General features: G+C 46.9%; 27 protein-coding genes. 19 read left to right on the top strand and 8 right to left on the bottom strand.

Features of this window, described 5'->3' with window-relative positions:
• Positions 1 to 101 precede the first annotated feature (101 nt).
• From ACKU35_RS03790 to fliQ, 9 genes are all read left to right on the top strand, one after another.
• Entirely contained in the window at positions 102 to 806 is a 705-nt protein-coding gene (locus ACKU35_RS03790; RefSeq protein WP_319763293.1) for a YggS family pyridoxal phosphate-dependent enzyme, read from the top strand.
• A 27-nt stretch (positions 807 to 833) separates the two neighbouring features.
• Complete coding sequence (locus ACKU35_RS03785) at positions 834 to 1,595, top strand: MotA/TolQ/ExbB proton channel family protein (protein ID WP_319763291.1); 762 nt, start codon at positions 834 to 836, stop codon at positions 1,593 to 1,595.
• A gap of 48 nt (positions 1,596 to 1,643) precedes the next feature.
• Positions 1,644 to 2,474 carry a flagellar motor protein MotB gene (locus ACKU35_RS03780; protein WP_319763289.1) on the top strand — a complete coding sequence of 277 codons (831 nt, stop codon included), beginning with the start codon at positions 1,644 to 1,646 and terminating at the stop codon, positions 2,472 to 2,474.
• 9 nt (positions 2,475 to 2,483) lie between these two features.
• Entirely contained in the window at positions 2,484 to 3,212 is a 729-nt protein-coding gene (locus ACKU35_RS03775) for an OmpA family protein (RefSeq protein WP_319763287.1), read from the top strand.
• A 51-nt stretch (positions 3,213 to 3,263) separates the two neighbouring features.
• On the top strand, positions 3,264 to 3,770 hold the full coding sequence (locus ACKU35_RS03770; RefSeq protein WP_319763285.1) for a flagellar basal body-associated protein FliL: 507 nt from the start codon (positions 3,264 to 3,266) through the stop codon (positions 3,768 to 3,770).
• A 93-nt stretch (positions 3,771 to 3,863) separates the two neighbouring features.
• Entirely contained in the window at positions 3,864 to 4,553 is a 690-nt protein-coding gene (gene fliN / locus ACKU35_RS03765; RefSeq protein WP_319763283.1) for a flagellar motor switch protein FliN, read from the top strand.
• Positions 4,546 to 4,911 carry a flagellar biosynthetic protein FliO gene (fliO, locus tag ACKU35_RS03760; RefSeq protein ID WP_319763281.1) on the top strand — a complete coding sequence of 122 codons (366 nt, stop codon included), beginning with the start codon at positions 4,546 to 4,548 and terminating at the stop codon, positions 4,909 to 4,911. The genes fliN and fliO overlap by 8 nt, the downstream gene beginning before the upstream one ends.
• A complete protein-coding gene (fliP, locus tag ACKU35_RS03755) occupies positions 4,844 to 5,635 on the top strand; it encodes a flagellar type III secretion system pore protein FliP (RefSeq protein WP_319763279.1) in 792 nt (263 codons plus the stop codon). The genes fliO and fliP overlap by 68 nt, the downstream gene beginning before the upstream one ends.
• Before the next feature lie 163 nt (positions 5,636 to 5,798).
• Complete coding sequence (gene fliQ / locus ACKU35_RS03750) at positions 5,799 to 6,068, top strand: flagellar biosynthesis protein FliQ (protein ID WP_319763277.1); 270 nt, start codon at positions 5,799 to 5,801, stop codon at positions 6,066 to 6,068.
• Positions 6,069 to 6,157: 89 nt separating this feature from the next.
• Here fliQ and rlmB read toward each other — a convergent pair whose 3' ends face one another.
• Positions 6,158 to 6,913 (bottom strand): 23S rRNA (guanosine(2251)-2'-O)-methyltransferase RlmB, encoded by a 756-nt coding sequence (rlmB, locus tag ACKU35_RS03745; RefSeq protein ID WP_319763276.1) that lies wholly within the window; start codon positions 6,911 to 6,913, stop codon positions 6,158 to 6,160.
• Positions 6,914 to 7,345: 432 nt separating this feature from the next.
• Between rlmB and ACKU35_RS03740 the strand changes: the two genes are divergently transcribed.
• Both ACKU35_RS03740 and ACKU35_RS03735 read left to right on the top strand, forming a co-directional pair.
• Entirely contained in the window at positions 7,346 to 8,968 is a 1,623-nt protein-coding gene (locus ACKU35_RS03740) for a LysM peptidoglycan-binding domain-containing protein (RefSeq protein WP_319763274.1), read from the top strand.
• A 150-nt stretch (positions 8,969 to 9,118) separates the two neighbouring features.
• Positions 9,119 to 10,483, top strand: coding sequence for an NAD-dependent succinate-semialdehyde dehydrogenase (locus tag ACKU35_RS03735; protein ID WP_319763272.1), 1,365 nt, complete (start codon positions 9,119 to 9,121; stop codon positions 10,481 to 10,483).
• A 157-nt stretch (positions 10,484 to 10,640) separates the two neighbouring features.
• Here the strand turns inward: ACKU35_RS03735 and aroE are convergent, their stop codons facing one another.
• The 6 genes from aroE to queA form a co-directional block, all read right to left on the bottom strand.
• Positions 10,641 to 11,459 (bottom strand): shikimate dehydrogenase, encoded by an 819-nt coding sequence (aroE, locus tag ACKU35_RS03730; protein WP_319763270.1) that lies wholly within the window; start codon positions 11,457 to 11,459, stop codon positions 10,641 to 10,643.
• A 273-nt stretch (positions 11,460 to 11,732) separates the two neighbouring features.
• Complete coding sequence (locus tag ACKU35_RS03725; protein ID WP_319763268.1) at positions 11,733 to 12,275, bottom strand: 2-oxoacid:acceptor oxidoreductase family protein; 543 nt, start codon at positions 12,273 to 12,275, stop codon at positions 11,733 to 11,735.
• A gap of 1 nt (position 12,276) precedes the next feature.
• Positions 12,277 to 13,035: a thiamine pyrophosphate-dependent enzyme gene (locus ACKU35_RS03720; protein ID WP_319763266.1), complete on the bottom strand. Its 759-nt coding sequence runs from the start codon at positions 13,033 to 13,035 to the stop codon at positions 12,277 to 12,279.
• 2 nt (positions 13,036 to 13,037) lie between these two features.
• On the bottom strand, positions 13,038 to 14,105 hold the full coding sequence (locus ACKU35_RS03715) for a 3-methyl-2-oxobutanoate dehydrogenase subunit VorB (protein WP_319763264.1): 1,068 nt from the start codon (positions 14,103 to 14,105) through the stop codon (positions 13,038 to 13,040).
• Positions 14,106 to 14,109: 4 nt separating this feature from the next.
• Positions 14,110 to 14,340 (bottom strand): 4Fe-4S binding protein, encoded by a 231-nt coding sequence (locus ACKU35_RS03710; RefSeq protein ID WP_015853687.1) that lies wholly within the window; start codon positions 14,338 to 14,340, stop codon positions 14,110 to 14,112.
• A 179-nt stretch (positions 14,341 to 14,519) separates the two neighbouring features.
• Entirely contained in the window at positions 14,520 to 15,620 is a 1,101-nt protein-coding gene (gene queA / locus ACKU35_RS03705; RefSeq protein ID WP_407944194.1) for a tRNA preQ1(34) S-adenosylmethionine ribosyltransferase-isomerase QueA, read from the bottom strand.
• Between the two features lie 134 nt (positions 15,621 to 15,754).
• On the opposite strand from queA, the gene ACKU35_RS03700 reads away from it, so the two are divergent.
• The 8 genes from ACKU35_RS03700 (at position 15,755) to ACKU35_RS03665 (ending at position 23,365) form a co-directional block, all read left to right on the top strand.
• A complete protein-coding gene (locus tag ACKU35_RS03700; protein ID WP_319763257.1) occupies positions 15,755 to 16,432 on the top strand; it encodes a hypothetical protein in 678 nt (225 codons plus the stop codon).
• Positions 16,433 to 16,599: 167 nt separating this feature from the next.
• Positions 16,600 to 17,094, top strand: a complete 495-nt coding sequence (locus tag ACKU35_RS03695; protein WP_319763254.1) for a hypothetical protein — start codon at positions 16,600 to 16,602, stop codon at positions 17,092 to 17,094.
• Positions 17,094 to 18,305, top strand: coding sequence for a bifunctional phosphopantothenoylcysteine decarboxylase/phosphopantothenate--cysteine ligase CoaBC (coaBC, locus tag ACKU35_RS03690; protein ID WP_319763252.1), 1,212 nt, complete (start codon positions 17,094 to 17,096; stop codon positions 18,303 to 18,305). The genes ACKU35_RS03695 and coaBC overlap by 1 nt, the downstream gene beginning before the upstream one ends.
• Entirely contained in the window at positions 18,281 to 19,075 is a 795-nt protein-coding gene (locus ACKU35_RS03685) for a hypothetical protein (protein ID WP_319763250.1), read from the top strand. Before coaBC ends, ACKU35_RS03685 begins: the two co-directional genes overlap by 25 nt.
• 121 nt (positions 19,076 to 19,196) lie before the next feature.
• Positions 19,197 to 20,507 carry an NfeD family protein gene (locus ACKU35_RS03680; RefSeq protein WP_319763248.1) on the top strand — a complete coding sequence of 437 codons (1,311 nt, stop codon included), beginning with the start codon at positions 19,197 to 19,199 and terminating at the stop codon, positions 20,505 to 20,507.
• 26 nt (positions 20,508 to 20,533) lie between these two features.
• Positions 20,534 to 21,316: a slipin family protein gene (locus ACKU35_RS03675; RefSeq protein WP_319763246.1), complete on the top strand. Its 783-nt coding sequence runs from the start codon at positions 20,534 to 20,536 to the stop codon at positions 21,314 to 21,316.
• Between the two features lie 2 nt (positions 21,317 to 21,318).
• The gene (locus ACKU35_RS03670) at positions 21,319 to 22,326 is read left to right on the top strand and encodes an NAD-dependent epimerase (RefSeq protein ID WP_319763244.1); all 1,008 of its coding nucleotides are present in this window, start codon (positions 21,319 to 21,321) and stop codon (positions 22,324 to 22,326) included.
• A 268-nt stretch (positions 22,327 to 22,594) separates the two neighbouring features.
• A complete protein-coding gene (locus tag ACKU35_RS03665; RefSeq protein ID WP_319763242.1) occupies positions 22,595 to 23,365 on the top strand; it encodes an AAA family ATPase in 771 nt (256 codons plus the stop codon).
• 65 nt (positions 23,366 to 23,430) lie between these two features.
• Here ACKU35_RS03665 and ACKU35_RS03660 read toward each other — a convergent pair whose 3' ends face one another.
• Positions 23,431 to 23,856: a hypothetical protein gene (locus ACKU35_RS03660; protein WP_319763241.1), complete on the bottom strand. Its 426-nt coding sequence runs from the start codon at positions 23,854 to 23,856 to the stop codon at positions 23,431 to 23,433.
• Between the last annotated feature and the right edge of the window lie 15 nt (positions 23,857 to 23,871).

The raw sequence follows: 23,871 nt of genomic DNA, 5'->3' as shown, positions 1-23,871 counted from the left end.
TATTCTGTGAAATCTTGTCCTTTTGTTTTCTTTTTATTAAAGAAATTTGTATATTCAACCGAATTTTACTGTATGCCGCTGCATGAAACGGCAGTCTGATTATGAGTAACAGGGAAAAAGAACTTATTGAAAATATATCAGAGGTTAAGGAAGAAGTAGCAGAGGCCTGCCTGCGGTGCGGGCGTAAACCGGAAGAAGTCACCGTTATGGCGGTCTCAAAACTTCATGCCGCCTCTGATATTGAGATTTTATACAACGCCGGACATCGCTGTTTCGGGGAATCCTATGTACAGGAAGCCCTTGCAAAGCAGGAGGAACTTTCCGGGTTGGATATAGATTGGCATTTTATCGGCGGACTGCAGTCCAAAAAGGCCAAGCAGGTTTCCGGTAGATTCAGCGCCGTACACAGCGTGGACTCATCCAAACTGGCCGGGCTGCTGAATAAAAAGGCTGAAACACTGGGTGTTGTCCAGAATATACTTATTCAGGTCAATACTGCTTGTGAAGAACAGAAGTGTGGTGTCAACGAGGAAACGCTTCCGGCTTTGATCGAAGAAGTTCAGGGTTACGGCAATCTGAAGTTGACAGGACTTATGTGCTTACCTCCTTTTTTCGGAGATCCGGAGGGAGCCAGACCTTATTTTGCAAGGCTGCGTATGCTTTCTGAAGGTATGGAGAAGTTATTCGGAATAAGTCTGCCGGAGCTTTCAATGGGGATGACCGGAGACTTCCGGGTAGCCATTGAGGAAGGTTCCACCATGATCAGGGTCGGGACAAAAATTTTCGGCACAAGGCCGGGTTACTAAAATTTAAACAACCCACAGGCGGATTTCATGGATCTGGGTACAGTAATAGGGATAGTGCTTTCGTTCGGGCTTGTTCTTGCGGCTATTCTGGTCGGAAGTCCGCTGGGTATTTTTATTTCCGTTCCGTCAGTTCTGATTGTTATCGGGGGGACCATCGGGGCCTCGCTGGTAAACTATCCCATGGGTCATGTCCTCGGGGTAGTCGGGATTATAAAAAAGACCTTCTTTTCAAATCTTGAATCCCCGTCGGAAATTATCGACAAGTTCATGGATTTCGCCAACCGTGCCCGCCGCGAAGGAATCCTTTCTCTCGAACCGGCTTTGAAGTCCATTGAAGACGATTTCCTGCGCAAAGGGTTGCAGCTGACTGTGGATGGTCTTGAGCCTCAGGTTATTCAGGATATTCTGGAAACAGAGATTCAGTATCTTGAGAACAGGCATGAAACAGGGGCTGAAATTCTGAAAGTTTTTGCGGACTTTGCTCCGGCTATGGGCATGATCGGTACTGTTATCGGTCTGGTGCAGATGCTCCAGACTATGAGTGATCCCAGTACAATCGGTCCGGCAATGGCTGTTGCGCTGTTGACCACTCTCTACGGCGCAATTTTCGCGAACCTTGTTTTCACTCCCATGTCAGGAAAGCTCAAGACCCGCAGTAAGGAAGAAATTCTGCTCCGGGAAATGGTTATGGAAGGAATTATCTCTATCTCGAAAGGTGAAAACCCCAAGATTATCGAGGAGAAGCTGAATAGCTTCCTGCCTCCTAAAATACGTAAGATCACTGATTAGCCGTTGGAATTACAGTAATTACGACTGCAAACTGTCACCGGGGGATGAATGGGTAGGAAGAAGAAGCCGCCAGAAGCTGAGGGGCAGCCTTTATGGCTGATCACTTTCAGTGACCTGATGACCCTGATGCTCACCTTTTTTGTCCTGTTGGTGAGTATGTCGGTCGTTGACGAACGTCGTAAACTGGTGGTTCTCGGTTCTATCATCGGTACTTTCGGTTTTGGTTCACGTGGTTATGATGTGCTTTCCGATACCGATTCCCGTAAAACAGTTCAGGTCGGCCCCATGGAGCTGCAGGATAATCTCGAGGCCATCAAGCCGCTGCTCTGGGAATTTGCTGAAGATGATTTACGTTTTGAATCAAACAGGTTCGTGCAGATTCTTTCAATCGGTGCCGATGTCCTTTTCACTCCCGACAGCACCAGAATTTCAATTGAAGGAGCGCGGATTCTCGATACGGTTCTACCGGTGCTAAAGCAGGTTAAACATCCGGTTCTGGTGGCCGGGCATACTTCGATCCTGCGCGACGAAATGGGCGAAGATTACCGGGTAGAAGACCGGGACCTTATCCCGGATATCTCATGGAAACTTTCTTTGAGCAGGTCTCTTGCCGTATACAACTACCTGATTCGTAACGGCATGAATCCGGATATGCTTAAGATGGAGGCATTTGGAAAATTCAGGCCCCGACATCCAAACTCCACCCCTGAAGGACGCAAGATGAATCGCAGGGTTGATCTGGTTCTTGATACACGTAGCGCAGCTGTTTCCAAGGAAATCAAGGAATACCAGCCACCGCGAAAGGAAAACGATCAATTTAAGTTTGATGATTTTGTCTTCCCGATTGACGATGCCGAAAACCCGCCCAAAAGGCAGTGAGGGTGATTCATGGGCCGTGATAAAGTTAAAAAGCCGCCGGATCCGGGCGGGGCTTGGCTGGTCACCTTTTCAGATCTGGTGACCCTGCTTTTGACTTTTTTTGTTCTCTTGCTAAGTATGGCATCAATGGACCAGAGTTTTATTACCCGTGTAACTATCATGCCTGCGGAACTTGGCTTTCTTGATAAACGCGGTTCCGGACGGGTAACAGCCAAGGTCAAGCTCGTAAGCGAATTTCTGGAAAGGCCGTGGGAAGTGCTGGAAAAGCAGGACCGCATCAAGGACCTTCTTTTCCCGGATGATGTACTTCCTCCGGATATGGATAGGGCCACGCTTGATGAAAATCTGAAAGTGCTGGCCAAACCGGAAGGGGTTGCGCTTGTGCTTACGGACAAGCTATTGTTCCCTCTGGGTAAGTCGGAACTTGACGAGAGGGCGAAAACCCTGCTTTACCAGTTTGTTCCTGTGCTTGATTACCTTGGTGCGGCTGATGTGAATGTCGCCGGGTATACTGACAATGTGGGTGGCATGAGCCAGTCCAATTTTCAACTTTCCGGTGAAAGGGCTATGTCCGTGCTGACATATTTTGTGGAGCAGGGTATAAAAAACGATAGGCTGACTGTTTCTGCCTGCGGGCCGACTTTTCCCATGTACAAAAATACAACCCCGGAAGGTCGCGCGCAGAACAGACGTGTTGAAATTTTGATTAAAACAACTCCGCCAATGGGCGGGTATTAGTATAAGAGTATAGTCTATGTGCTCTAAATATATAGCTTAAAAGGATTTATCATGGCTGACGATAGTGCTGAGGCACCAAAAAAGAAAGGTGGGATACTTAAGTGGATAATTCTTCTCCTGCTTTTGGGCGCACTTGGTGGCGGTGGTTTTTTTGCGTACCAGAAATTTTTTGCCGCCCAGCCTGAAGATACTGCTGACGATCAGCAACAGCAGGAACAGGCTGCAGAGGGTGAAGATCCCGGAACACTTCCCGGTGACGGTTTTACCGTTACCTTGCCTACTTTTGTGGTCAACCTTGCGGATCCGCTGGGGCGCAGGTACCTTAAGCTGGGTATTGATGTGGAAGTTGTCAGCGAAGAAGCTGTGGCCGAGCTTTCCAAAAAGGAACCCATGGTCAAGGATACCCTGATTCTGTTGCTTTCCAGCAAGACATTTCAGGATCTTTCCACTATGGAAAGTAAGATTCTCCTGAAGAAAGAAATTGTGGACCGCTTGAATCAGATTCTGGGCGGCTCCAAAGTTTTACAAGTATATTTTACGGATATGGTTATCCAGTAGCACGGTTTTTGCTTAACTGTTTTATGGTGAGTCGAATTATTGTCACCGAGACTGTTCAGGGATGACCAATTTTAATCCGGAGGTAGGCAGCAAATGATGTCAGATGATCTTGATCAGGATAAACTCGCGCAGGAATGGGCTGATGCCCTTACTGACGATTCCGACGGCGGTGATCCTCTGGGAGGTGATCCCGGTGACGGTAATGACGCGGCTTTAGCCGATGAATGGGCTGCCGCACTCGGAGAACAGGATGATGCCGGCGGTTCTGACGATGACGCACTTGCTGATGAGTGGGCTGCTGCCCTTGGAGAGCAGGGCGATGATGGCGGAATCGGTGCTGATACCGGAGGTGGCGGCGGAGATGACGCTGATCTTGCCGATGAGTGGGCTGCCGCGCTGGCAGAGGATACCGGTGATGACATCCGTAAGGAGAAAGAACAGGAATTTCTGCGTACCCAGACTCGTGATGCCGAATTCAAGGATCTGACTAACGAAGCAAAAAATCCCCGTCATGACGGCTCAAGGCGCGATCTCGATTTTATTCTTGATATCCCGCTGGATGTTTCCGCTGAGCTTGGTCGGGCCAAGATGCTGATCAATGAACTTTTGCAGCTTGGAACCGGTTCTGTTGTGGAATTGACCAAGCTGGCCGGGGAACCGCTTGAAATTTACGTTAACGGCAAGCTGGTCGCACGTGGTGAGGCCGTTGTCATCAACGAAAAATTCGGTATCAGGCTGACGGACATCATCAGCCCTATCGAACGGGTGAAGCATCTTGCCTAACGCAACCGCCACCGCGCTCATGGTTCCGGACTCCGGAGTGGGGTCCGTGCTTAAAATGTCGGCGGCTCTTTTTTTCATTCTGGCAATGCTGTTGCTGGCTTACTATTTCATGCGCCGTTTCAACTTCGGCGGTTCGTTCTGCGGGGCCAGGAAGGGAGAGTTGGAAATAGTGGATCGCCTTCCGCTGGGACCTCGTCAAAATGTTACGGTTATCAGGTATCGCGACCGGGAATTAGTGATCGGCGTTACCCACGATAAAATTACACTGCTCCATGCAGGGGATGAAGGACATGCACAAACTGATTCCGACTTTGCCGGGTATCTTGCAAAAGAACATTCCGGCACTTCTGACTCTTAGCGCAATCCTTTTGCTGGTTATACCGGCAGCAGCCTTTGCACAGGAGACCATACCTACTCTGACTCTTAACCTCGCTGCAGGGCAGGACGAGCCGGAGCAGGTTTCAAGACTGCTGGAAATCCTTTTCCTGCTGACCGTTCTGGGAATGGCGCCGTCCATTATGCTGACGATGACCTCCTTTACCAGAATCATTATCGTATTCCATTTCCTGCGTCAGGCCATGGGAACGCAGCAGATGCCTCCGAACCAGATTCTGGCTTCATTGGCCATATTTATGACCGTAGTCATCATGATGCCAACGGGAAAGGTCATCAATGATACGGCTCTTCAGCCTTACCTCAATGAAGAAATCGGTTTTACTGAAGCCCTTAAGAAGGCGGAAATTCCCGTAAGGGCGTTTTTATTCAAACAAACCCGTGAAAAAGACCTCTCCATCTTTTATTCCATCACCGGAGAAAAACGTCCGGAAACCAAAGAAGATGTAAATACCATGCTGCTTGTCGCGGCTTACACAATCAGTGAGCTTAAGACCGGGTTCACAATCGGTTTCCTGATTTATGTGCCGTTCCTTATTCTGGATATGGTCATAGCGAGTATCCTTTTGGCCATGGGTATGATGATGTTGCCCCCGGCAATGGTTTCATTACCGTTTAAAATTTTACTGTTCATCATGGTTGACGGCTGGTCGCTGCTCACGGGCTCCATCGTCAACACATTTCATTGACCTTGGGTCAGTGCGTCCAAACTCATCCACTCCTTAGGCAGATTTATGTTATTTGTAGGGGACGGAATAAAGATTCGGACGGAAAAGATATTTAGAATATTATTTAATCTAACAGGGTTAAGCGTATTAAAAGTTTTTCCCTCAAGGCCACCGGAGGCTAAAGATGACCCCGGAATTTGTAATTGGGTTTGCGAAGCAGTCTATTGAGCTGGCTTTGACTCTGGCACTGCCTATGCTCGCGGTGGGGCTGGTTGTGGGGATTTTTGTCTCTGTTATTCAGGCTGCAACCCAGATTCAGGAAATGACCCTTACCTTTGTGCCTAAAATTGTGTCTATGTTTTTGGCCCTGCTTTTTGCATTTCCGTGGATCATGGATAAAATGATTGATTTCACACGCAATATTTTTATCAATCTTCCTACGTATATCAAATAGTAATTACCCTGATAGTCATTAAAATCCCCCCTGAAGATATCGATATCTTCAGGGGGGATTTCTTTTGTTTATTCTGCCGGATAATAAAATTAACCCAGCCGCCTTGCAAATTCGCTGATCAGCATAGCCCCGGCCTGAGCGACATTCAGTGAGTCAAATTCTCGGCGAAAGGGTATATGGATCAGCTTCTGGCAACGTTTCTCCACGTTGAAGCGAATACCTTTTTCCTCATTACCGAGTACTAGTATAGCCGGGGTTTCGATTTCAGCGGTGTAGGCGGACGAGGAGTCAACGTCCAGCCCGGCTCCGTAGATATTGATGCCCATATCAATAGCCTTGTCCAGCGCCTGAGAAATATTGCTCACGCGCGCCACAGGCAGTTTGTTCAATGCTCCGGCACTTGCTTTTACTGCTGCAGGGCCGAGGAATGCTCCGCCGTGCTTAGCAGTCACAATTCCTGCCCCTCCGAGCGCATAAAGGGAACGGGAAAGAACTCCGACATTTCCCGGGTCCTGTACCTGATCGAGAACTACGAGTAACGGAAGCGGTGATGAAGCGAGGTTTTCCAGCATTTCATCATAATCAGCAAAGGATAATCCGGCCACACGGGCGATTATTCCCTGATGGTTGCCGGAAAAGATGCGTCCAAGTTCGGTCTTGTCTGCAATTTTATATTTGATACCGTTTTTTTTGCAGCGCTGAATTGTGCGCTCGAAATTTTTGTCCTGACGTCCCTTTTGCAAATAAAGCAGGTCAATCCTTTCCGGAGAGTCTAAAAGTAGCTCCTGAACTGGTTTACGGCCGGCTATGATGGTGTTGTCATTGTCAGTGTTCTTATTTTTCATTCAAGTTCGCCTTTTTTCTTGGATATTGTAAAAAAACCGTATTTTTTTTTAATAATGCGCTGTTAAAAAACAGTACAAAATGGAGCAGGTGTATGAAGAGGTGATTGGTTAATAAATAAGCTTTGTTATGGTGAATACGGTTCTCATTTTCTTGTAACCTGAGCTCAGTTCCGAAATGCTCTCCGGCCCTGAAACCCTTGCTCTCTAACGATCCCGGCAACCTATACCTTTCGTTTTACTATTGCAAACAGTCGCGGTTTAGTATAGCTCTACATATGTTTGAACTACTCATTATTTCGCACTTAAAAAGTGTTTTTTTTTTAGTCTCTTGAACATTTTTTGGGTGTCTAAGCAATTAAGATTTATAATTTTTCTAGATAAAATATGGATAAAATCATAAAAACTCACGTCCACAGCGACAAGGGGTCGAAAATGCTGAAATCGCTTCGGTTAATCGCTCTTTTTGCATTTTTTGCATTTTTTGTAGGTTGTTCCGCAAAGACAGCTCCTGTCAATGAGCCCGTGCAAGATACACAATCTTCGGCTGCGCTCGAAAACGAAGCGTCTGTCGAACGTGAAGTTGCCGATTCAGGAATAGAACCCCTTGATCCTGAGCTTGAAGCTGCACCGCAGCAGGCTGAAGACCTGACCCCAGAAGAAGAAATGGTCCTGCAATCAAGCAATGGCATCCTCTTTGACCTTGATGAGCATGACTCCAAAGAGGTTCAGCAGTACTTCGGTTTTTTTACGCATAAAGCCCGCAAGACTTTTGACCGCTGGTTGAAACGCTCCGAGCCTTTCCTGCCTTATGTTCGCAAGGTTCTCTGCGAGAACAATATGCCACAGGATCTGGCTATGCTTCCTTTCGCCGAGAGCGGATACAATGCATGGGCATATTCCCGTGTCGGAGCAGCCGGTATGTGGCAGTTTATGCCTTATACAGGCCGCAAATTCGGACTGCGTGTGGACTGGTGGGTTGATGAACGCCGTGATCCTTACAAATCAACCAAAGCTGCGGTTAAATACCTTAACGTACTTCATGATATGTTTGGGGACTGGTATCTGGCTCTTGCTGCCTATAATGCCGGTGAAGGTAAAATAGGCCGTGCTTTGAGAAAGACCGGATCAAAAGACTTTTTCGATCTGACCAAAAATAATCACAAACTCAGCAGAAGAGCCCGTCTTCGTTCTGAAACCAAGAATTACGTTCCCAAATTTATTGCTATTTCCAAGATATTCAAAAACCTTGATGAATTAAATTTTACCAATATCAATTGGGATAATGGTATTCAGGTTGATACAGTAAAAGTGCCCGGTGGTACCGACCTGCTGGCTCTTGCCAAAGCATGCGGCATGAAATGGAGCGCTTTTCACAAGCTCAATCCCCATTTCCGCAGGCAGGTAAGCCCGCCTAATGCTGTCATCAACGCTTATCTTCCTGAGCGGGTAATGGCTGATGCCGCAGATTATCTTGAATCTCCCAATTCACGCCCATTTGCCGGATATAAACGCTACAAAATCCGCAGAGGCGATTCTTGGTATCGCATCGCACGCCGCTACGGTGTACCGGTCGCAGTACTTAAGTCAGTAAACAACCATCGGTCCAACCTTATTAAACCGGGCCAGCACATCATGATTCCGGGCAAGGGCTCTTCCAAGTCCATCTATACTGCCAAAAACAGTAAAACCCGTCGTAACGCCCGTAGCCGTGCCAATTATCGTGTCCGCAGAGGAGACACACTCTGGGACATCGCCAGTCGTTACAGAATCAGCGTTCGTACCATCAAACGTGCAAACGGACTTTATTCTTCCAGACTTAAGGTCGGGCAGAAGCTTTATATTCCTGACAACAATGCCCGTAGATCAGCGAGCTCTGTTGCAAAGGCTGAAAATGTCAAGCAGCAGATGGTTAAATACCGTGTCAGACGCGGTGATAATCTTTGGAAAATTGCCCGTCGTTTCGGAGTTAAAGTATCTTCCCTGATGAAGTGGAACAGTCTGAACCATAAATCTATCCTGCGTCCGGGTGATCGCATTAAGGTTTACGTCCGGTAATTTTTTTAGGATTAAAATTAAAATAAAGGCGGTTGTCTAAGGGCAGTCGCCTTTTTCTTTTTGGACATTCTTGGTAAGTAGCCTTTCCACGCAGTGAGCAGAATCATAGCTCACTCCATAATAATCACGTAAAAACAAGGTAATGCTCAGATGGCTATCCAGAGTACCAACCCCATGACCGGGCGAGTTGAAAAAAGTTTTGATGAGTTCACTTCCGCGCAGATCTTTTCTGCCGTTTCCGATGTAAATTGTGCTTTCACTTCATGGAAAAACAGTTCCATGGAATTTCGGGCGGATTGCCTAAGAAGCTTTGCCGTGCTGCTTCGCGAACGCGCGGATCATTTTGCAGAGCTCATGGCTGCTGAGATGGGTAAACCACTTAAGTCCGGCCGGGCCGAGGTACTCAAGTCCGCAACTGTCTGCGATTTCTACGCTGACAATGGGCCATCCATGCTGGCCAGTGAGCCGAAAACCGTCGACGGCATGAAATGTTGGGTGGACTATGCCCCCATGGGAACAGTCTTAGCCGTAATGCCGTGGAATTATCCCATATGGCAGGTTTTACGTATTGCCGTGCCGACACTTATGGCAGGCAATACAATGCTCTTAAAACATGCTTCTAACGTCCCTCAGTGCGCATTAGCCCTTGAGCAGGCCTTTCGCGATTCAATTTTTCCGGAAAATGTATTCCGCTCTCTGCTTATAGGGGCAGGACAGGTTGAGCATGTCTTGAAACATGATTCCGTCGTCGGGGTCTGTCTGACCGGGAGTGAAGGAGCCGGGCGTAAAGTCGCTGCTGCAGCAGGGGCACAGCTCAAAAAATCCGTAATGGAACTGGGGGGGAGCGATGCCTTTGTAGTTCTTGCGGATGCCGATCTGGATAAGGCTGCGTCGCTAGGTGCTGAATCAAGATGTTCCAATGCCGGGCAGGCCTGCATCGCAGCGAAAAGATTTATCGTACACACTGATATTTATGATGAATTTGTCAGCAAGCTTAGCGAATGTATGAATTCCGTATCCATTGGCGATCCTTTTGATGAAAATACGGTCATGGGACCACTTGCTTCACATCAGTTCCGCAATGATCTGCAAGCGCAGGTTGATAAATGTATCAATGCAGGTGGAAAGATAGTTATGGGCGGAGCAATCCCCGAAGGCGAAGGGGCATTTTACCCACCGACAATAATCACCGACGTGCCTTTTAAAAACGAAGCGGGCCGTGATGAATTATTCGGTCCTGTTGCCTTGGTTTTCCGGGCAGAGAGTGAAGATCAGGCTATGGAAATGGCCAATGACAGCTTGTTCGGACTAGGCGGTTCGGTTTGGACCCGTGATGAGGAAAAAGGACTGCGTCTGGCGCGTAGGATTGAAGCAGGGCTGGTTTATGTTAATGGACGGGTCAGCAGCCGTCCGCCGCTTCCGTTCGGAGGGGTGAAGAATTCCGGGTATGGCCGTGAACTTTCAACTTACGGAATTCGCGAATTTGTAAATGTGAAGTCTGTTTGTATCGGATAAATTTTTCCTCAGGCGGCTGGAGAAGTAAAATTTTAAATAAGCTTAGCTTCCAGCTTGTTTATGTTGATTTACTATAATATCCCGCAATATCATCAGTGATATTGCGGGATATTATAGTCGCATGTGTTACGAGCGAAGCGCTAACTTTCCGCTAACGCTACAAATTTTCCAGCAACAATTCCCGCGCCTTCTTCTCATCCAGCCTGATCCCGGTCCAAAGCCTGAACTGTTCCAAACCCTGATGGACGAACATTTCTATTCCATGGATTACGGTGCATCCCTTGTCCTTCGCTTCTTTGATGAAAATCGTTTCAAGCGGATTGTAGACCAAGTCGAAGACGATGGTGTTCGCGTCCTGATTGTCCATGATCATTGGGTTGATCCCTTCAAATTTTCCAGACATCCCCAGTGCAGTGGAATTCACGATAAGATCGAAGTGCTGATCACCGCGAGCGTCCCAATCAAGGGTTGAGATATTGAATTCAGCGGCGAGATCATCTGCTTTTGATTTAGTGCGATTGGTGATGCATATTTCTTTGATACCCAATTCTTTAAGGCCAGTGATCGCTGCGCGAGCAGCTCCGCCTGCCCCGATCAGGAGTGCTTTTTTTATCTGATCAGAGTATGGGCGTAGCGGTTCGGATACTCCGGCGGCATCGGTGTTGTCGCCCACGATTTTATCACCCTTCCAATAGAGTGTATTTACCGCTCCGACCGATTTTGCGCGCTCCGTCAGTTGATCAATGTAGTCCATTACAGAAAGTTTGTGTGGAATTGTCACGCTGGCACCGGAAATAGGCAGATTTCTGAAAGTCTGCATGAAGCTTTCAACCTTTTCCGGTTCAGTAGGCCAAGCCATGTAGACAGCTGGAATTTTGTGCTCTGCAAAGCCCCAATTGTGGAGCAGGGGACTCATTGTATGTCCGAGGGGGTGTCCAATTATTCCAAAAAGCTTTTCAGGCTTAAATACTTCCATATTCCGCTCCTGAAGACGTTTGTGGTCTTTCGTAATGTCTGGGTCGTTTTTTTGAAATAAAACGCTTAAAATTAATGATAAATTACGGTGAAATATTTAAAGGCAGGATGTTATGTTCGGTTGGCTTTAAATTGTAGCGGACGAAGTCCTATTAAAAGTTTTTGAAGAGTCTAAAGAAACTTTTTTCAAAAAATTTCTTTGGTCCCGCAGAAAGCGCTGTGGAGAAAAAAATGCCTCCTGTGAAAATCACAGGAGGCATTTTTTTGTACAGACTTAAATCGCGTCAGCGCCTGCTTGGAGGGCTTCCGCGTTTTTGGGAATGAGGTGATGGTAATGAGCGGAGATCACGTTTTCGAGGGAGTCGATGACTGCCTGCAGGTCCATGATTCCGGTCGCCTTGATGAAAGCACCGAGCGCAACCATATTTGCCATGCGGGTATTTCCGATTTTGTCGGCGATATCGTTACAGGGCACGAGGAATGATTTAATGCGGTCATTATCCACCAGATCGGCATCAACAAGTGATGAGTTAACGATCTGGATACCGTCATCAATGAGTGTGTCCTGAAACTTATCCAGAGAAGGACGGTTCATGATGATCAGGCTGTGCGGGCTGCGGATGATCGGGGAACCGATTTCATCGTCTGAAAGGACGACTGTGCAGTTGGCGGTTCCGCCGCGCATTTCAGGACCGTATACCGGAATGTAGGTTACATTGAGTCCGGCATTCATTCCTGAGTAGGCCAGCAGGTTACCGATGAGCATAACGCCCTGTCCGCCGAATCCGGCAATAATGCTGTCGAGGTATTTGCTCATCTTAGTCCTCCTCGGTTACGTCTTTATAAACACCAAGCGGGAAGTACGGGATCATTTCATTTTCAATCCTTTCATTCGCCTGAATTGGGGTCATTCTCCAGTTGGTGGGGCAGGTGGCGAGCAGCTCGACAAAGCCGAAGCCGAGTCCTTTCTGCTGTACCTCGAAAGCCTTTTTCATGGCTTTCTTGGCCTTGCGTATGTTCTTGACATTGTTCAAGGCTACACGTGCTGCGTATGCTGTACCACCGAGAGAGGCGATGATTTCCGCCATCTTGATAGGCATTCCTTCCTTATCCGGATTACGTCCGGCAGGTGATGTGGTGGTTTTCTGGCCTTCCATGGTAGTGGGTGCCATCTGTCCGCCGGTCATACCGTAAACGGTGTTGTTGACGAAGATGATGGAAACTTTTTCACCGCGGTTCGCGCAGTGCATGATCTCAGCCATACCGATGGAGGCGAGGTCGCCATCACCCTGATAAGAAAGGACGAATTTGTCACTACGGGCACGTTTTACGCCAGTGGCTACTGCCGGGGCGCGACCGTGAGGTGCTTCCACACTGTCTACCTTGAGGTAGTTGTAGAGGAATACGGAACAGCCGATGGAAGTGACCAAAAGGGTGTTTTCGGTCAGGCCCATTTCGCTGAGCAGTTCACCCGCGAGTCTGTGGGCTATACCATGCTGACAGCCGGGGCAGTAGTGAGTGGGAACGTCTACAATAGCGTCAGCCTTGTCAAAGGCGAGAATTTCTTGTTCGCTCATATCTATTTCCCTCCAAGGCTTTTGAGGATCGGCTCCTCGAAGTCGTCGGGGGTGGGCAGGTTTCCGGGCATGAAGCCGAAGAAATCACTGTCGGTAATGGTGCGGATGGAAAGACGTACGTCTTCAACCATCTGACCGAGGTTGTGTTCAATAGTCAGGAATTTTTTACCCTGTTCGGCGAGTTTTTTAAGCTCATTAGAAGGGAAGGGGTAAAGGGTGATCGGACGGAAAAGGCCGACTTTATGACCCTGTGCGCGCAGTTTTCTCACTGTGCTTTTTACGATACGTCCGATGGAACCGTATGCGACTACGATGAGTTCAGCATCATCAGTCTCGAAAAGTTCCTGCTTCGTGTATTTGGCCATGTCGTCATATTTAGCCTGCAGGGCCTGGTTATGACCTGCAAGGGAACCTTCGCTTAGGAACAGTGATTTGATGATGCGATGCTCACGTCCTTTAGCGCCTTCAATGCGCCACTGCTCAGCATCATCGTCGTTCTTAGTTTCAGGAACCCAAGTGTTCACAGGCTCTTTCATCTGTCCGATGATGGCATCACCGAGGATCATGACCGGGTTACGGTATTTGAACGCAAGGTCAAATGCTTCAATAACGAGGTCATATGCTTCCTGACATGTTCCGGGAGCTAGGACGAGAGTGCGGTAGTCACCGTGTCCGCCGCCTTTGGTGGACTGAAAATAGTCACCCTGACTGGGGCCGATATCGCCCAGTCCCGGTCCGCCGCGGGTCATATTCACGATAACTGCGGGGAGCTGGCTTCCTGCGAGGTATGAAATTGCTTCCTGCTTCAGGGATACACCGGGGCTGGAGGATGATGTCATGCAGCGTACACCGGCAGATGATGCGCCGATAAGCATATTTGCAGCAGCTACTTCACTTTCAGCCTGAACGAATTCACCGCCGACTTTGGGCAGTTCTGCGGACATGTATTCCGGAATGTCATTCTGGGGAGTGATGGGATAGCCGAAATAGCATTTAAGTCCGGCTGCAATAGCGCCGCGGGAGATAGCCTCGTTGCCTTTGATGAAGAGCTTTTCGCCTTTCTTAGCCATACTACTATTCTCCTTTGGCCTTTTTGGTTCTGTATACCCGGATAGCGATATCCGGACAGATAAGCGCACATGAAGTACATCCGGTACACTTTTCCATATCCTCAGCCGCGACTTCAGCAACTTTGTAACCGTGCTGATTAAATCGGTCGGATTGCCTTATGATTTCCTTTGGACAGACGGTTGTGCAGAGCAGGCAGCCCTTGCACCGTTCGTCCAAAAATTCTACTCGTGACATCCTATTCTCCTGTTACTGTGACAGAAAAGCCCGTTATTTTAACGGGCTGGGACCATTAGAGTCTTTATTAACTTATATTCATTACGTCATAAAAATGTGACTGTTGAAAACAAGGTATAATTATTTGCGTTTAGGTGCAAATTTTTCCATGAAATCTACGTTGAAGCGTTATTTGTAGATTATTTTATATACATTGAGTCACCGTAGGAGAAGAATCTGAATTCATTTTCTACAGCTTTAGAGTAAGCATTCAAGACGTTTTTCCTACCGGCGAGAGCGGAAATCATAATGACAAGGGATGATTCTGGCAAATGGAAATTGGTGATCATGCGGTCAACCACTTTAAATTCGAATCCGGGGTATATGAAAATACTGGTTTCACCTTTAAATTCCGAAATTTCACCTGTTTGCTGGAAAGATCCCTCCAAAGTCCGGGCGGAGGTGGTTCCTACTGCGATCACCGGGCGTCCTTCTTTTTTCGCCTTGATTACCGCCGCTGCTGTTTCTTTTGGTATCTCTATGTATTCGCTATGCATTTCATGATCACGGATATCTTCAGCCCTCACAGGACTGAATGTTCCATAGCCAACATATAAAGTTACTTCTGCCCTCTGGATGTTTTTTTTCCTCAGCTTTTCATTAATCTCTTCAGAAAAATGCAGACCAGCAGTGGGGGCGGCAACGGAACCGGCCTTTTCATCACAGGCGTATAATGTCTGGTAGCGTTCACTGTCAGTTTCATCAGCGGCGCGGCGGATGTAGGGCGGCAAGGGAATTTTCCCGCATTCTTCGAATATTTTCTTCAGGTCGCCGGTCCATGTGAGCTCAACCTCTGAAAGACCGAATTTACCTTTGTTCAATACGGTAAGTCTCAGGCCGCATTCAAAAATAATTTCGTCTCCGGGCTTGGGACTTTTGGATGCCCTAAGCAGTCCTCGGGCCAGTGCTTTGAATCCTTGCGGTACAATTTCTGGTTCGATAAGCGGCAGCGGGGTCAGCAAAAGGAATTCCACTCGTCCGCCGGTGTATTTTTTGCCGAATATTCGGGCCGGAATAACTTTTGAATTATTTGCTACCAGTAGAGCCCCTTCCGGGAGCAGGTCCACAATGTCGGTGAAGTTTTTAATTTCGGTTTCACCTGTCTTTTGGTCAAGGACCATAAGCTTAGAGCCGTGGCGCATAACCGCCGGGCATTGCGCTATCTGCTGTTCAGGTAGTTCAAAATCGTAGCTTTTAAGGAAAAAGTCTTCTGTGTTTATGTTCATTTTTTCGGTTTTCATTATTGATGATAATCTGGTAAGAATCTTTACAGCAGACAGTTTTAATGTCTATGAATACTGTGTTTACTCTTTGATTGTCCGGTCAAACAACATTGTTTGATTGTCACGTTGATCACCAAATCCGGATTAAATTTATGAAATGGTTATCAGTAGCTGAAATATCCAAGATTACGATGATTCCCGCTCCGACAGCCAGACGGTATGCTTCGTTATTCAAGGATTTTCTTTCAAGTAAAAAAATGGGCCGGGTAACCAAGTACCCGGAATCCGCGGTCGAAATTTTCAAGCGCATCGTTACATTATATAATGAAGGGATGGTTACCACGGAAATTGAGCAGCAGCTCCGTTCCGAATATCCCCGCACTATCGAGATCAGTCCGTCCGAGCGTGGTGTCTCCGCGCAGCCGGCCATGAATATTCAGGCTGAACTCAGCGGTGCTTTTGCCGAGATGATGGACAAGATGAGCAAGTCACTTGAAGTGATTGCCGACCAGAAGTCAATCATTGAAGAGCAGCGCGAAGATATTTACAAGCTCAAAAAAGCTTTTGTTCTTCTTGCCCGCAGCCAGAAAAAAATCAAGGCTTTGCCTCAGCTTGATATTAAATCTATGACCGAGGAATACGACGAACGTGCCAATGCCTTGGAGCAGAAAGATGTTGAGCTTGAAGAGGCGACCACGGAATTAGCTCAGGAAAATAACGCCTTAAAGCACAAGCTCGAGGTTATGGAATCAGAATTGATCCGTTTACGCAAGGATCGCCGTGAAATGGAAAATTATTTTATGGACAAGATCAAGCGCTTGAGCAGTTGATCTTGTATGCCTACAGATTTGATTTTTTACGCTCATAGCTGTAGAAAAAGTCTAGAAGAAACCGAAGTGATGCATACCGGGGTGGTATGCGTCGCTTCTTAAATAAAGAATGTTATTTTTTGTCCTGAATTCCAATATGCGTCGGCATTAAAATCGGAGGATTAATTATGCGTATTTTCATGAAAATGATTCTTGTCTCTATGATTTTCGTAGGTCTAGCCGGGTGTGTGCCTGGCACCAATACATCTTCAGATGCGCCTGCTATAGCAGCTTCCGGTGGAGCTACTGAAAGTTATGAAGAATTTGTACCTTATACAGAATTTGATGATATTGCAGTACCAAACGAACTGAGCAGGGTCCCCGATCAGTCATACGTTGCGGAAGATCAATCTTTTAAGTATGGAAAAATCGTTCTCAAGGGACGTGTTGAAAATCAGTCCCTCATCGATTTTTTTGTTAACCAGATGGCAAAAGATAATTGGACCAAGGAAAGATCCATCACCTCCACTGTTTCAACTCTTTCTTTCACCAAGCCCTACAAGAGCTGCACAGTGAGAATTTTTGACGGGTCCTACAATACTGAGGTCGAAATCTACGCCGTTGAAATGAAGTCCGATTCCGCACCGCTTTCCGGTGGGGTTCAGGAACAGAACATACAGTAATGAATGAACATCTCAATTTTGATTGTTTTTTAGGAAAACGCATTCATCTTGGCGTCAGTGGTTCTATTGCAGCGTACAAATCTCTTGATCTGCTACGCATGTTCCGCAAGTCCGGGATAGAAGTCAGCGTTACCCTCACTTCAGGTGCACAGGAATTTATCAAGGGCCTCAGTTATGAGGCCCTTGGTGCTTTTAAAGTCTGGGAGAAAATGTATCCAACCTTGGACGATACTTTCGGGCACCTTGAACCGGGGCAGGCGGCGGATGCCATGCTTGTCGCTCCGGCTACTGCCTCTGTGCTGGCTCGTATGGCTCATGGACTTGCGGATGACATGCTTTCCTGTCAGGCGCTGGCCTTCAGCGGCCCTAAGCTGGTTGCCCCGGCAATGAATCCGGCAATGTGGGACGCACCTGCGACTCAGCATAACTGCCGTGTACTTGCTGAGAGGGGAGTGGAATTCATCGGGCCTGATTGCGGTGATGTCGCTTGCGGTGATCATGGTCGCGGTCGTCTCTCTTCCATTGAATCCATTTATGCTCATGGGTTACGTGCCGTATCTCCTGATGATATGAGCGGTAAGCATGTGCTGATCACTCTTGGACCCACCCGGGAAAAGTGGGACGCTGTCCGCTTCTGGTCCAATCCATCTTCCGGGCTGATGGGTGCCTGTATCGCCATGGCCGCATGGCTTCGCGGCGCTAAGGTAACTGTTATTTCCGGTCCAGTTAAGTGGTGGTTTCCTGCCGACATTGATGTGATCAAAGTTGATTCTGCCCAGCAGATGTATGACGCAGCCATTGATTTGTGGCCCACTTGCACCAGCGGGTGTTTTACTGCAGCTGTCGCCGATTTCAAGCCTATTCCACACGGTGAGGGCAAGTTTAAGAAAGCCGGCAATGATACGTTAAATGTTGAATTTGCAACTAATCCGGATATCCTAAAGACTATCGGCGGCATGAAAAGGGATGATCAGCAGTTGATAGGTTTTGCAGCCGAAACTTCTGATATCGAACAGGCCGCCAAGGGTAAGCTTGAGCGCAAGAATCTTGATTTGATTGTTGCCAATCCCGTTAATAAACCCGGAGCAGGATTCGAGTCAGTCACAAATTCTGTCTATGTTCTGAACAGGGCAGGGCGGTCAGAAGAATGGCCGGATCTCCCTAAAACCGAAGTAGCGTGGCGTATATGGGATCTCCTTCTGCAGAATTAAATGTGCTGGAAAGTACCAGACCGTGGTATCAGAACGGATTGCAGTATGTTTTCAAGGATGCGCTGCCCGGAATTGAGGAGCTTGAAAATTCTGTACGCCGTCCTTCCGCTGCTAAGGCTCAGAATCCTCGGCAGAAGCCTTCCGGTCACGCACAGGTTTCACGGTCAGGACACCCGACTCCGAAGACTCCTCCTCAGCCGCAACAGGTTCAACCGGAGTCCCGAAAACAGCGTCCTTCTTTCGATAGGACACCTCCGGCCAAACCTTCGCGTATGCCAACACGCAAAGAGTCCGTAAAGCCGAATGTCAATTTTCCCGTGCCTGAATCATGGCCGGCTCCGTGGTCCGCCTTGGCAGGGCGAATCAACCCGCGTGTTCAGATTTTTTGGACCTATGCCCAGATGGGACAGGATTTATCAGGTCAGGCAGATGCTGAGCGCCGCAAGCTCTTTCAGTCCCTGATCGGTTATATGGGACTACCGAAAGGAGCCATTTCATTCTGGCCATGTACTTCATGGAATGGCAGTGAGATTGAAAACAAATCAGATATATTCTGGAAAGGTGTTGAATCTTACGGAGTTAAATTTGTTGCTTCTTTTGGAGATAAGGCCCGGTCTATCATAGCTCCGGACGCCCCTTCGTCTTCTGCGTCCGTACATATTAACGGGGTGCAGATTCTTATGTTGCATGATCCTGATTTTCTTAAAAACCTTCCCCCGGATGAGCAGCAGCTGCTGTGCATTTCGCTTTTGCGACTACCTCTTTTCTAGTTTTTTTATATAGAATATCTCTACCCCGCTTCTTTAGGCGGGGTTTTATTTTTCATTTGTTTATTTATTCACTCTGATTTGGCATTATGAAGAATATCTGTCCTTGTTCACAGGAGTCGCCATGTATGATTCAAGAAAGCGTAAAGGTGTAATTTTCAGGTTGATCATATTCGCTGTCTTAATCGTGATCTTTTCTGCCGGGTCGGTTTATGCAAAGCAGATCAGTGTGTTGTTGCTTGATTTGCAAGGTGGGATAAGCCCTGCGCAGGTTTATCTGCTCGAAGAGGGGCTAGCGAAAGCTGATGATGACGATCATGACCTTTTGCTTATAAGTCTCGATACGCCGGGTGGTTCAGTCTCTGCCATGCGTGAAATGGTAAAGATCATCATGAACAGCAATATCCCGGTATGCGTCTGGGTTGGTCCAGAAGGGGCCCATGCAGCCTCAGCCGGTACATTTATTACCGGAGCGGCGCAGGTAGCTGCTATGGCTCCTGGAACGTCAATAGGTGCCGCCAGTCCGGTTACGTCATCCGGCGAAGATCTTTCCAAGACCATGAATAAAAAAGTTACCGGGGACATGGTCAGCCTTATTAAAGGAATTGCTCGTAAAAGGAACCGCAATATCAACTGGTACATAAAATCGGTAACGGATGGTGCCAGTGTTGAAGCTCAGGATGCAGTCGCGCTTAATATCGTAGATTTTCTGGCCGTGTCTGTTGAAGATTTTTTGGAACAGCTCGGCGCAAGGGGGGTACTAATTGAGGGTACTAAAGTTAAGTTTTCCAAGAATGAGGTGACATCAACTAATTTTGATCCCGGACTTAGCTATGGAGTTCTTTCATGGCTTCTGGATCCGCAAGTGGCTTATTTTCTCCTTTTGGGCGGTATGCTGGGTTTGTTTTTCGAGTTTTCACATCCAGGTGTGGTCCTGCCCGGTGTCATTGGAGCTTTTTGCCTCGTAACGGGACTTTATGCCATGTCCGTTCTGCCCACCAATGCTGCCGGATTGCTTTTGATTCTGCTGGGTTTAATCTTGTTTGTTCTTGAAATTTTTATAACCAGTTACGGGATGCTCAGTCTGGGTGCGGTCATCAGTCTTTTTGTAGGGTCTTTGGTCCTTTTCAGGGAAGGAGCACCGGGAATTCCAATTGCGACAATTTTTGGTACTGTCCTTACTTTTTCGGTTTTTATCGTGATAATTATTTATCTTGTTACCAGAGCTCAGATTTCTAAATCAGGTGTTGGTATTGAAACCATGGCTGGACTTGAAGGACAAGTACTCGAGGTAAAAGGAGAACGCATGAAAGTCCGGGTAAGGGGGGAAATATGGAATGCCCAAACTGAAGACAAAACTATTTTTACTCCCGGAACCATGATTTCAGTTGTTGAAGCTCGTGGTTTGACCCTGATAATTGTAAAAAAGAATTGATCAAGTACAAATTTTGGGAGGTTCAGATGACTTTTATTATTCCCGTGATTGTGTTGGTGGTTGGTTTTATGATCACAGCTTTGAAAGTGCTGAACGAGTATGAGCGAGGTGTGATTTTTAGACTTGGTAGAGTGATAAATGTCAAAGGTCCCGGGCTGATAATCCTGATTCCTATCGTGGATCGCTTGACCCGGGTTACTCTTAGGATAATGACTTTGGATGTTCCTAATCAGGATGTTATCACTCGTGATAACGTTAGTATCAAGGTTAACGCCGTAGTATATTTCCGCGTAACTGATCCGATCAAGGCTATTTTGGAAGTTGAGGATTTTATGTTTGCCACTTCTCAGCTTGCACAAACCACCTTGCGTAGCGTATGTGGAGGCGTTGAACTTGACGAAATACTTTCCCAGCGAGAAAAAGTGAATAGCCAGATTCAAGAAATTCTTGATATGCACACTGATCCCTGGGGCATAAAAGTTAGTACCGTTGAGCTTAAATACATTGATCTTCCGCAGGAAATGCAGCGAGCTATGGCTAAGCAGGCCGAAGCGGAGCGTGAGCGGAGGGCCAAGGTTATCAATGCTCAGGGTGAATTTCAGGCTGCCGGCAAATTGTCAGAGGCAGCGGAGATTATTTCCGCTCATCCTGAAGCACTCCAGCTTAGATATTTGCAGACCTTGAGAGAGATGTCTGCTGAAGGAAAATCTTCTACTATAATTCCTCTTCCTCTTGATTTATTAAAGATGTTGGCGCCGTTTTCCGGCAGGGGAGAGGCAATGAATAAAAACGACCAAGAGAGTGATTAATAATGAAAGTCCTAGTTACAGGAGCAGCCGGATTTATCGGCTTTCACCTTTCCAAACGTCTTCTTTCTGAAGGGCATGAAGTTGTAGGTCTTGATATTCTTAATGATTACTATGATGTAAACGTTAAGAAGAATCGTCTTAAACAGATTGAGGATAACGAAAAATTTACCTTTGCCTATATGGACATGGCTGACCGCCCGGCAATGGAAAAGCTTTTTGCAGAAGAAAAATTCACTCATGTGGTGAACCTCGCTGCTCAGGCCGGTGTTCGCTATTCCCTGATCAACCCACAGGCCTACATTGATTCTAACGTTGTCGGCTTCATGAATATTCTTGAGGGTTGCCGTCATAATGGTGTTGAGCATCTCGTTTATGCCTCTTCCAGTTCTGTATACGGTTTAAACACCAACATGCCTTTCAGTATTCATGACAACGTGGATCATCCGATCAGCATGTATGCAGCAACCAAAAAGTCCAATGAACTTATGGCTCATTCTTATAGTCATCTTTTCAACATCCCAACTACTGGTCTTCGTTTCTTTACTGTCTACGGCCCGTGGGGCAGACCGGATATGGCTTTGTTTCTTTTTACCAAAGCTATCTACGAAGATAAGCCGATCAATGTTTTCAACCACGGTAAGATGCTCCGTGACTTCACTTTCATTGATGACATCGTAGAGGGTGTGGTCAGAGTTATGAAGAATACTGCTACTTCAAATGCAGATTGGTCCGGCGATGCTCCCGATCCGGGAACCAGCCCCGCGCCTTTCCGTCTTTACAACATCGGTAACAATCAGCCTACTGAGCTGATGCGCTACATTGAAGTGTTGGAAGATTGCATCGGTAAAAAGGCAGAAAAAAATATGATGCCTTTGCAGGCTGGCGATGTTCCTTCCACCTATGCAAATGTGGATGATCTTGTTCGCGATGTTGATTTCAAGCCTGAAACAACCGTAGAAGAAGGTATCGCCAAGTTCGTAGAGTGGTACAAAGGTTACTACAACGTATAGTCGACATTTATTTTTGTTTTTATGGAGGCCGCTTTTAAGCGGCCTTTTTTTTGTCATAATTTATTGTTAGCTGAAATTATTTATTAATTTTAAAATTTATCTTGATCATCGTGTGATATTGTTATTCTCATTACTCATTTTTGCTCTTGCTTTTCTTGATTTAAACTTTTTTTCAGACTAGCTTGGGCTCTGTTGTTTTGTTTCAACTTCGGTGAGATGTTTCACGTGAAACATGAAAATTGAAATCTCGATAAAAAGGTGGTTTCAAGTGGCAAAAAGAATTGTAGTAGCCAACCAGAAGGGCGGGGTAGGTAAGACCACTACCTCAATTAATCTTTCCGCTTCCCTTGCTGTTATGGAAAAAAAAGTCTTACTTGTTGACTGTGATCCGCAGGGAAACGGTTCGAGTGGACTTGGGTTCTATCCTGGAGATTCTAGAGAAAATGTATATTCTGTTCTCTTTGAACCGGAGAGAGCACGCGAGGCAATATATCAAACGGACATCCCATATCTTTCTCTTATGCCGGCCAGTCAGGATCTGGTCGGGGCTGAGATAGAGCTAATTGATAAGATGGGACGTGAGTATTATTTGAAGGATCTCGTTGAGACAGTCGATGATGAATACGATTATATTATTTTTGACTGTCCTCCTTCACTCGGTCTATTGACGGTAAACGCTCTTTGCGCGGCTAAAGAATTATTGGTTCCGCTCCAGACCGAATATTATGCCCTTGAAGGGGTGGCCCAGCTTTTGATGACTTTCGAGCTGGTCAAAAAAAGATTGAACCCTGATCTTGCTGTGCTCGGTGTCGTTCTGACCATGTATGATAAGCGCAACCGGCTGGCTCGTCAGGTAAAGAATGAAGTTCGAAAAGCTTTTCCGGACAGTTTGTTCGAGACAATTGTGCCGCGAAATGTACGGCTTTCTGAAGCTCCCAGTTTCGGCAAACCGGCTATCTCTTATGATGCTAAATCGAATGGGGCTCTGGCTTATCTCAGTCTCGCTCAGGAAGTAGTCAAAAGGCATGATGCGATTTAAAATGAGAAATAAAAAAAGGCCGGCATTTCTGCCGGCCTTTGAGTCGCGTCAGTTAGAAGAAAAAACTAGTAACGGGCTTCATAGTTGGTGTCTTTTTCTTCAATGTAAGGTGTACACTCAACGGTTATCTCATCTTTAAAATGTTTTTTTACAATGCGCGCGTTGCATTCAGCGCATTTAAATGAGACCAGCCCGCCGAGGTTGCAGGACATTAATCTGAATTTACGGGGATCATCTTTTTCCCAATCCTCTGTTCTGCTGCCGCAGAGTTCACAATGGACATCAGTGTCAACAGGATAAGGAAAGTCCCAGTAGTCTTTTAAAGTGTTCCAATCACCGACTGGTTCAGGACGTTCTTGAGGTTCTTCCTTGGGGAGCAGGTCCTTGATAAGGGGTTTTACTTTGGACCAAAGATCCGCAGTGAGCAGGGCCCCGATCACGTTACCGTTTTTATCGAAAAGTTCAGTAAGATTATCATCGTGTTTAGACATGTAGCCTCCGACGTC

It is taken from the genome of Maridesulfovibrio sp. (assembly GCF_963676065.1).
In the GTDB taxonomy this organism is placed as follows: domain Bacteria; phylum Desulfobacterota; class Desulfovibrionia; order Desulfovibrionales; family Desulfovibrionaceae; genus Maridesulfovibrio.
Note: the sequence above shows the minus strand (reverse complement) of the source record. Positions and strands in the feature narration are given on the sequence as shown.

Excerpts from the sequence above, each read along its gene's own strand:
- ACKU35_RS03670 (WP_319763244.1), top strand. The coding sequence starts at position 21,319 with ATGAAAGTCCTAGTTACAGGAGCAGCCGGATTTATCGGCTTTCACCTT.
- ACKU35_RS03770 (WP_319763285.1), top strand. The coding sequence starts at position 3,264 with ATGGCTGACGATAGTGCTGAGGCACCAAAAAAGAAAGGTGGGATACTT.
- ACKU35_RS03660 (WP_319763241.1), bottom strand. The coding sequence starts at position 23,856 with ATGTCTAAACACGATGATAATCTTACTGAACTTTTCGATAAAAACGGT.
- ACKU35_RS03715 (WP_319763264.1), bottom strand. The coding sequence starts at position 14,105 with ATGGCTAAGAAAGGCGAAAAGCTCTTCATCAAAGGCAACGAGGCTATC.
- aroE (WP_319763270.1), bottom strand. The coding sequence starts at position 11,459 with ATGGAAGTATTTAAGCCTGAAAAGCTTTTTGGAATAATTGGACACCCC.
- fliQ (WP_319763277.1), top strand. The coding sequence starts at position 5,799 with ATGACCCCGGAATTTGTAATTGGGTTTGCGAAGCAGTCTATTGAGCTG.
- fliN (WP_319763283.1), top strand. The coding sequence starts at position 3,864 with ATGATGTCAGATGATCTTGATCAGGATAAACTCGCGCAGGAATGGGCT.
- ACKU35_RS03735 (WP_319763272.1), top strand. The coding sequence starts at position 9,119 with ATGGCTATCCAGAGTACCAACCCCATGACCGGGCGAGTTGAAAAAAGT.
- ACKU35_RS03725 (WP_319763268.1), bottom strand. The coding sequence starts at position 12,275 with ATGAGCAAATACCTCGACAGCATTATTGCCGGATTCGGCGGACAGGGC.
- ACKU35_RS03740 (WP_319763274.1), top strand. The coding sequence starts at position 7,346 with ATGCTGAAATCGCTTCGGTTAATCGCTCTTTTTGCATTTTTTGCATTT.
- ACKU35_RS03685 (WP_319763250.1), top strand. The coding sequence starts at position 18,281 with ATGGGATCTCCTTCTGCAGAATTAAATGTGCTGGAAAGTACCAGACCG.
- ACKU35_RS03675 (WP_319763246.1), top strand. The coding sequence starts at position 20,534 with ATGACTTTTATTATTCCCGTGATTGTGTTGGTGGTTGGTTTTATGATC.
- ACKU35_RS03785 (WP_319763291.1), top strand. The coding sequence starts at position 834 with ATGGATCTGGGTACAGTAATAGGGATAGTGCTTTCGTTCGGGCTTGTT.
- ACKU35_RS03695 (WP_319763254.1), top strand. The coding sequence starts at position 16,600 with ATGCGTATTTTCATGAAAATGATTCTTGTCTCTATGATTTTCGTAGGT.
- ACKU35_RS03780 (WP_319763289.1), top strand. The coding sequence starts at position 1,644 with ATGGGTAGGAAGAAGAAGCCGCCAGAAGCTGAGGGGCAGCCTTTATGG.
- ACKU35_RS03710 (WP_015853687.1), bottom strand. The coding sequence starts at position 14,340 with ATGTCACGAGTAGAATTTTTGGACGAACGGTGCAAGGGCTGCCTGCTC.
- ACKU35_RS03775 (WP_319763287.1), top strand. The coding sequence starts at position 2,484 with ATGGGCCGTGATAAAGTTAAAAAGCCGCCGGATCCGGGCGGGGCTTGG.
- ACKU35_RS03790 (WP_319763293.1), top strand. The coding sequence starts at position 102 with ATGAGTAACAGGGAAAAAGAACTTATTGAAAATATATCAGAGGTTAAG.
- fliP (WP_319763279.1), top strand. The coding sequence starts at position 4,844 with ATGCACAAACTGATTCCGACTTTGCCGGGTATCTTGCAAAAGAACATT.
- queA (WP_407944194.1), bottom strand. The coding sequence starts at position 15,620 with ATGAAAACCGAAAAAATGAACATAAACACAGAAGACTTTTTCCTTAAA.
- ACKU35_RS03680 (WP_319763248.1), top strand. The coding sequence starts at position 19,197 with ATGTATGATTCAAGAAAGCGTAAAGGTGTAATTTTCAGGTTGATCATA.
- ACKU35_RS03700 (WP_319763257.1), top strand. The coding sequence starts at position 15,755 with ATGAAATGGTTATCAGTAGCTGAAATATCCAAGATTACGATGATTCCC.
- coaBC (WP_319763252.1), top strand. The coding sequence starts at position 17,094 with ATGAATGAACATCTCAATTTTGATTGTTTTTTAGGAAAACGCATTCAT.
- ACKU35_RS03720 (WP_319763266.1), bottom strand. The coding sequence starts at position 13,035 with ATGAGCGAACAAGAAATTCTCGCCTTTGACAAGGCTGACGCTATTGTA.
- rlmB (WP_319763276.1), bottom strand. The coding sequence starts at position 6,913 with ATGAAAAATAAGAACACTGACAATGACAACACCATCATAGCCGGCCGT.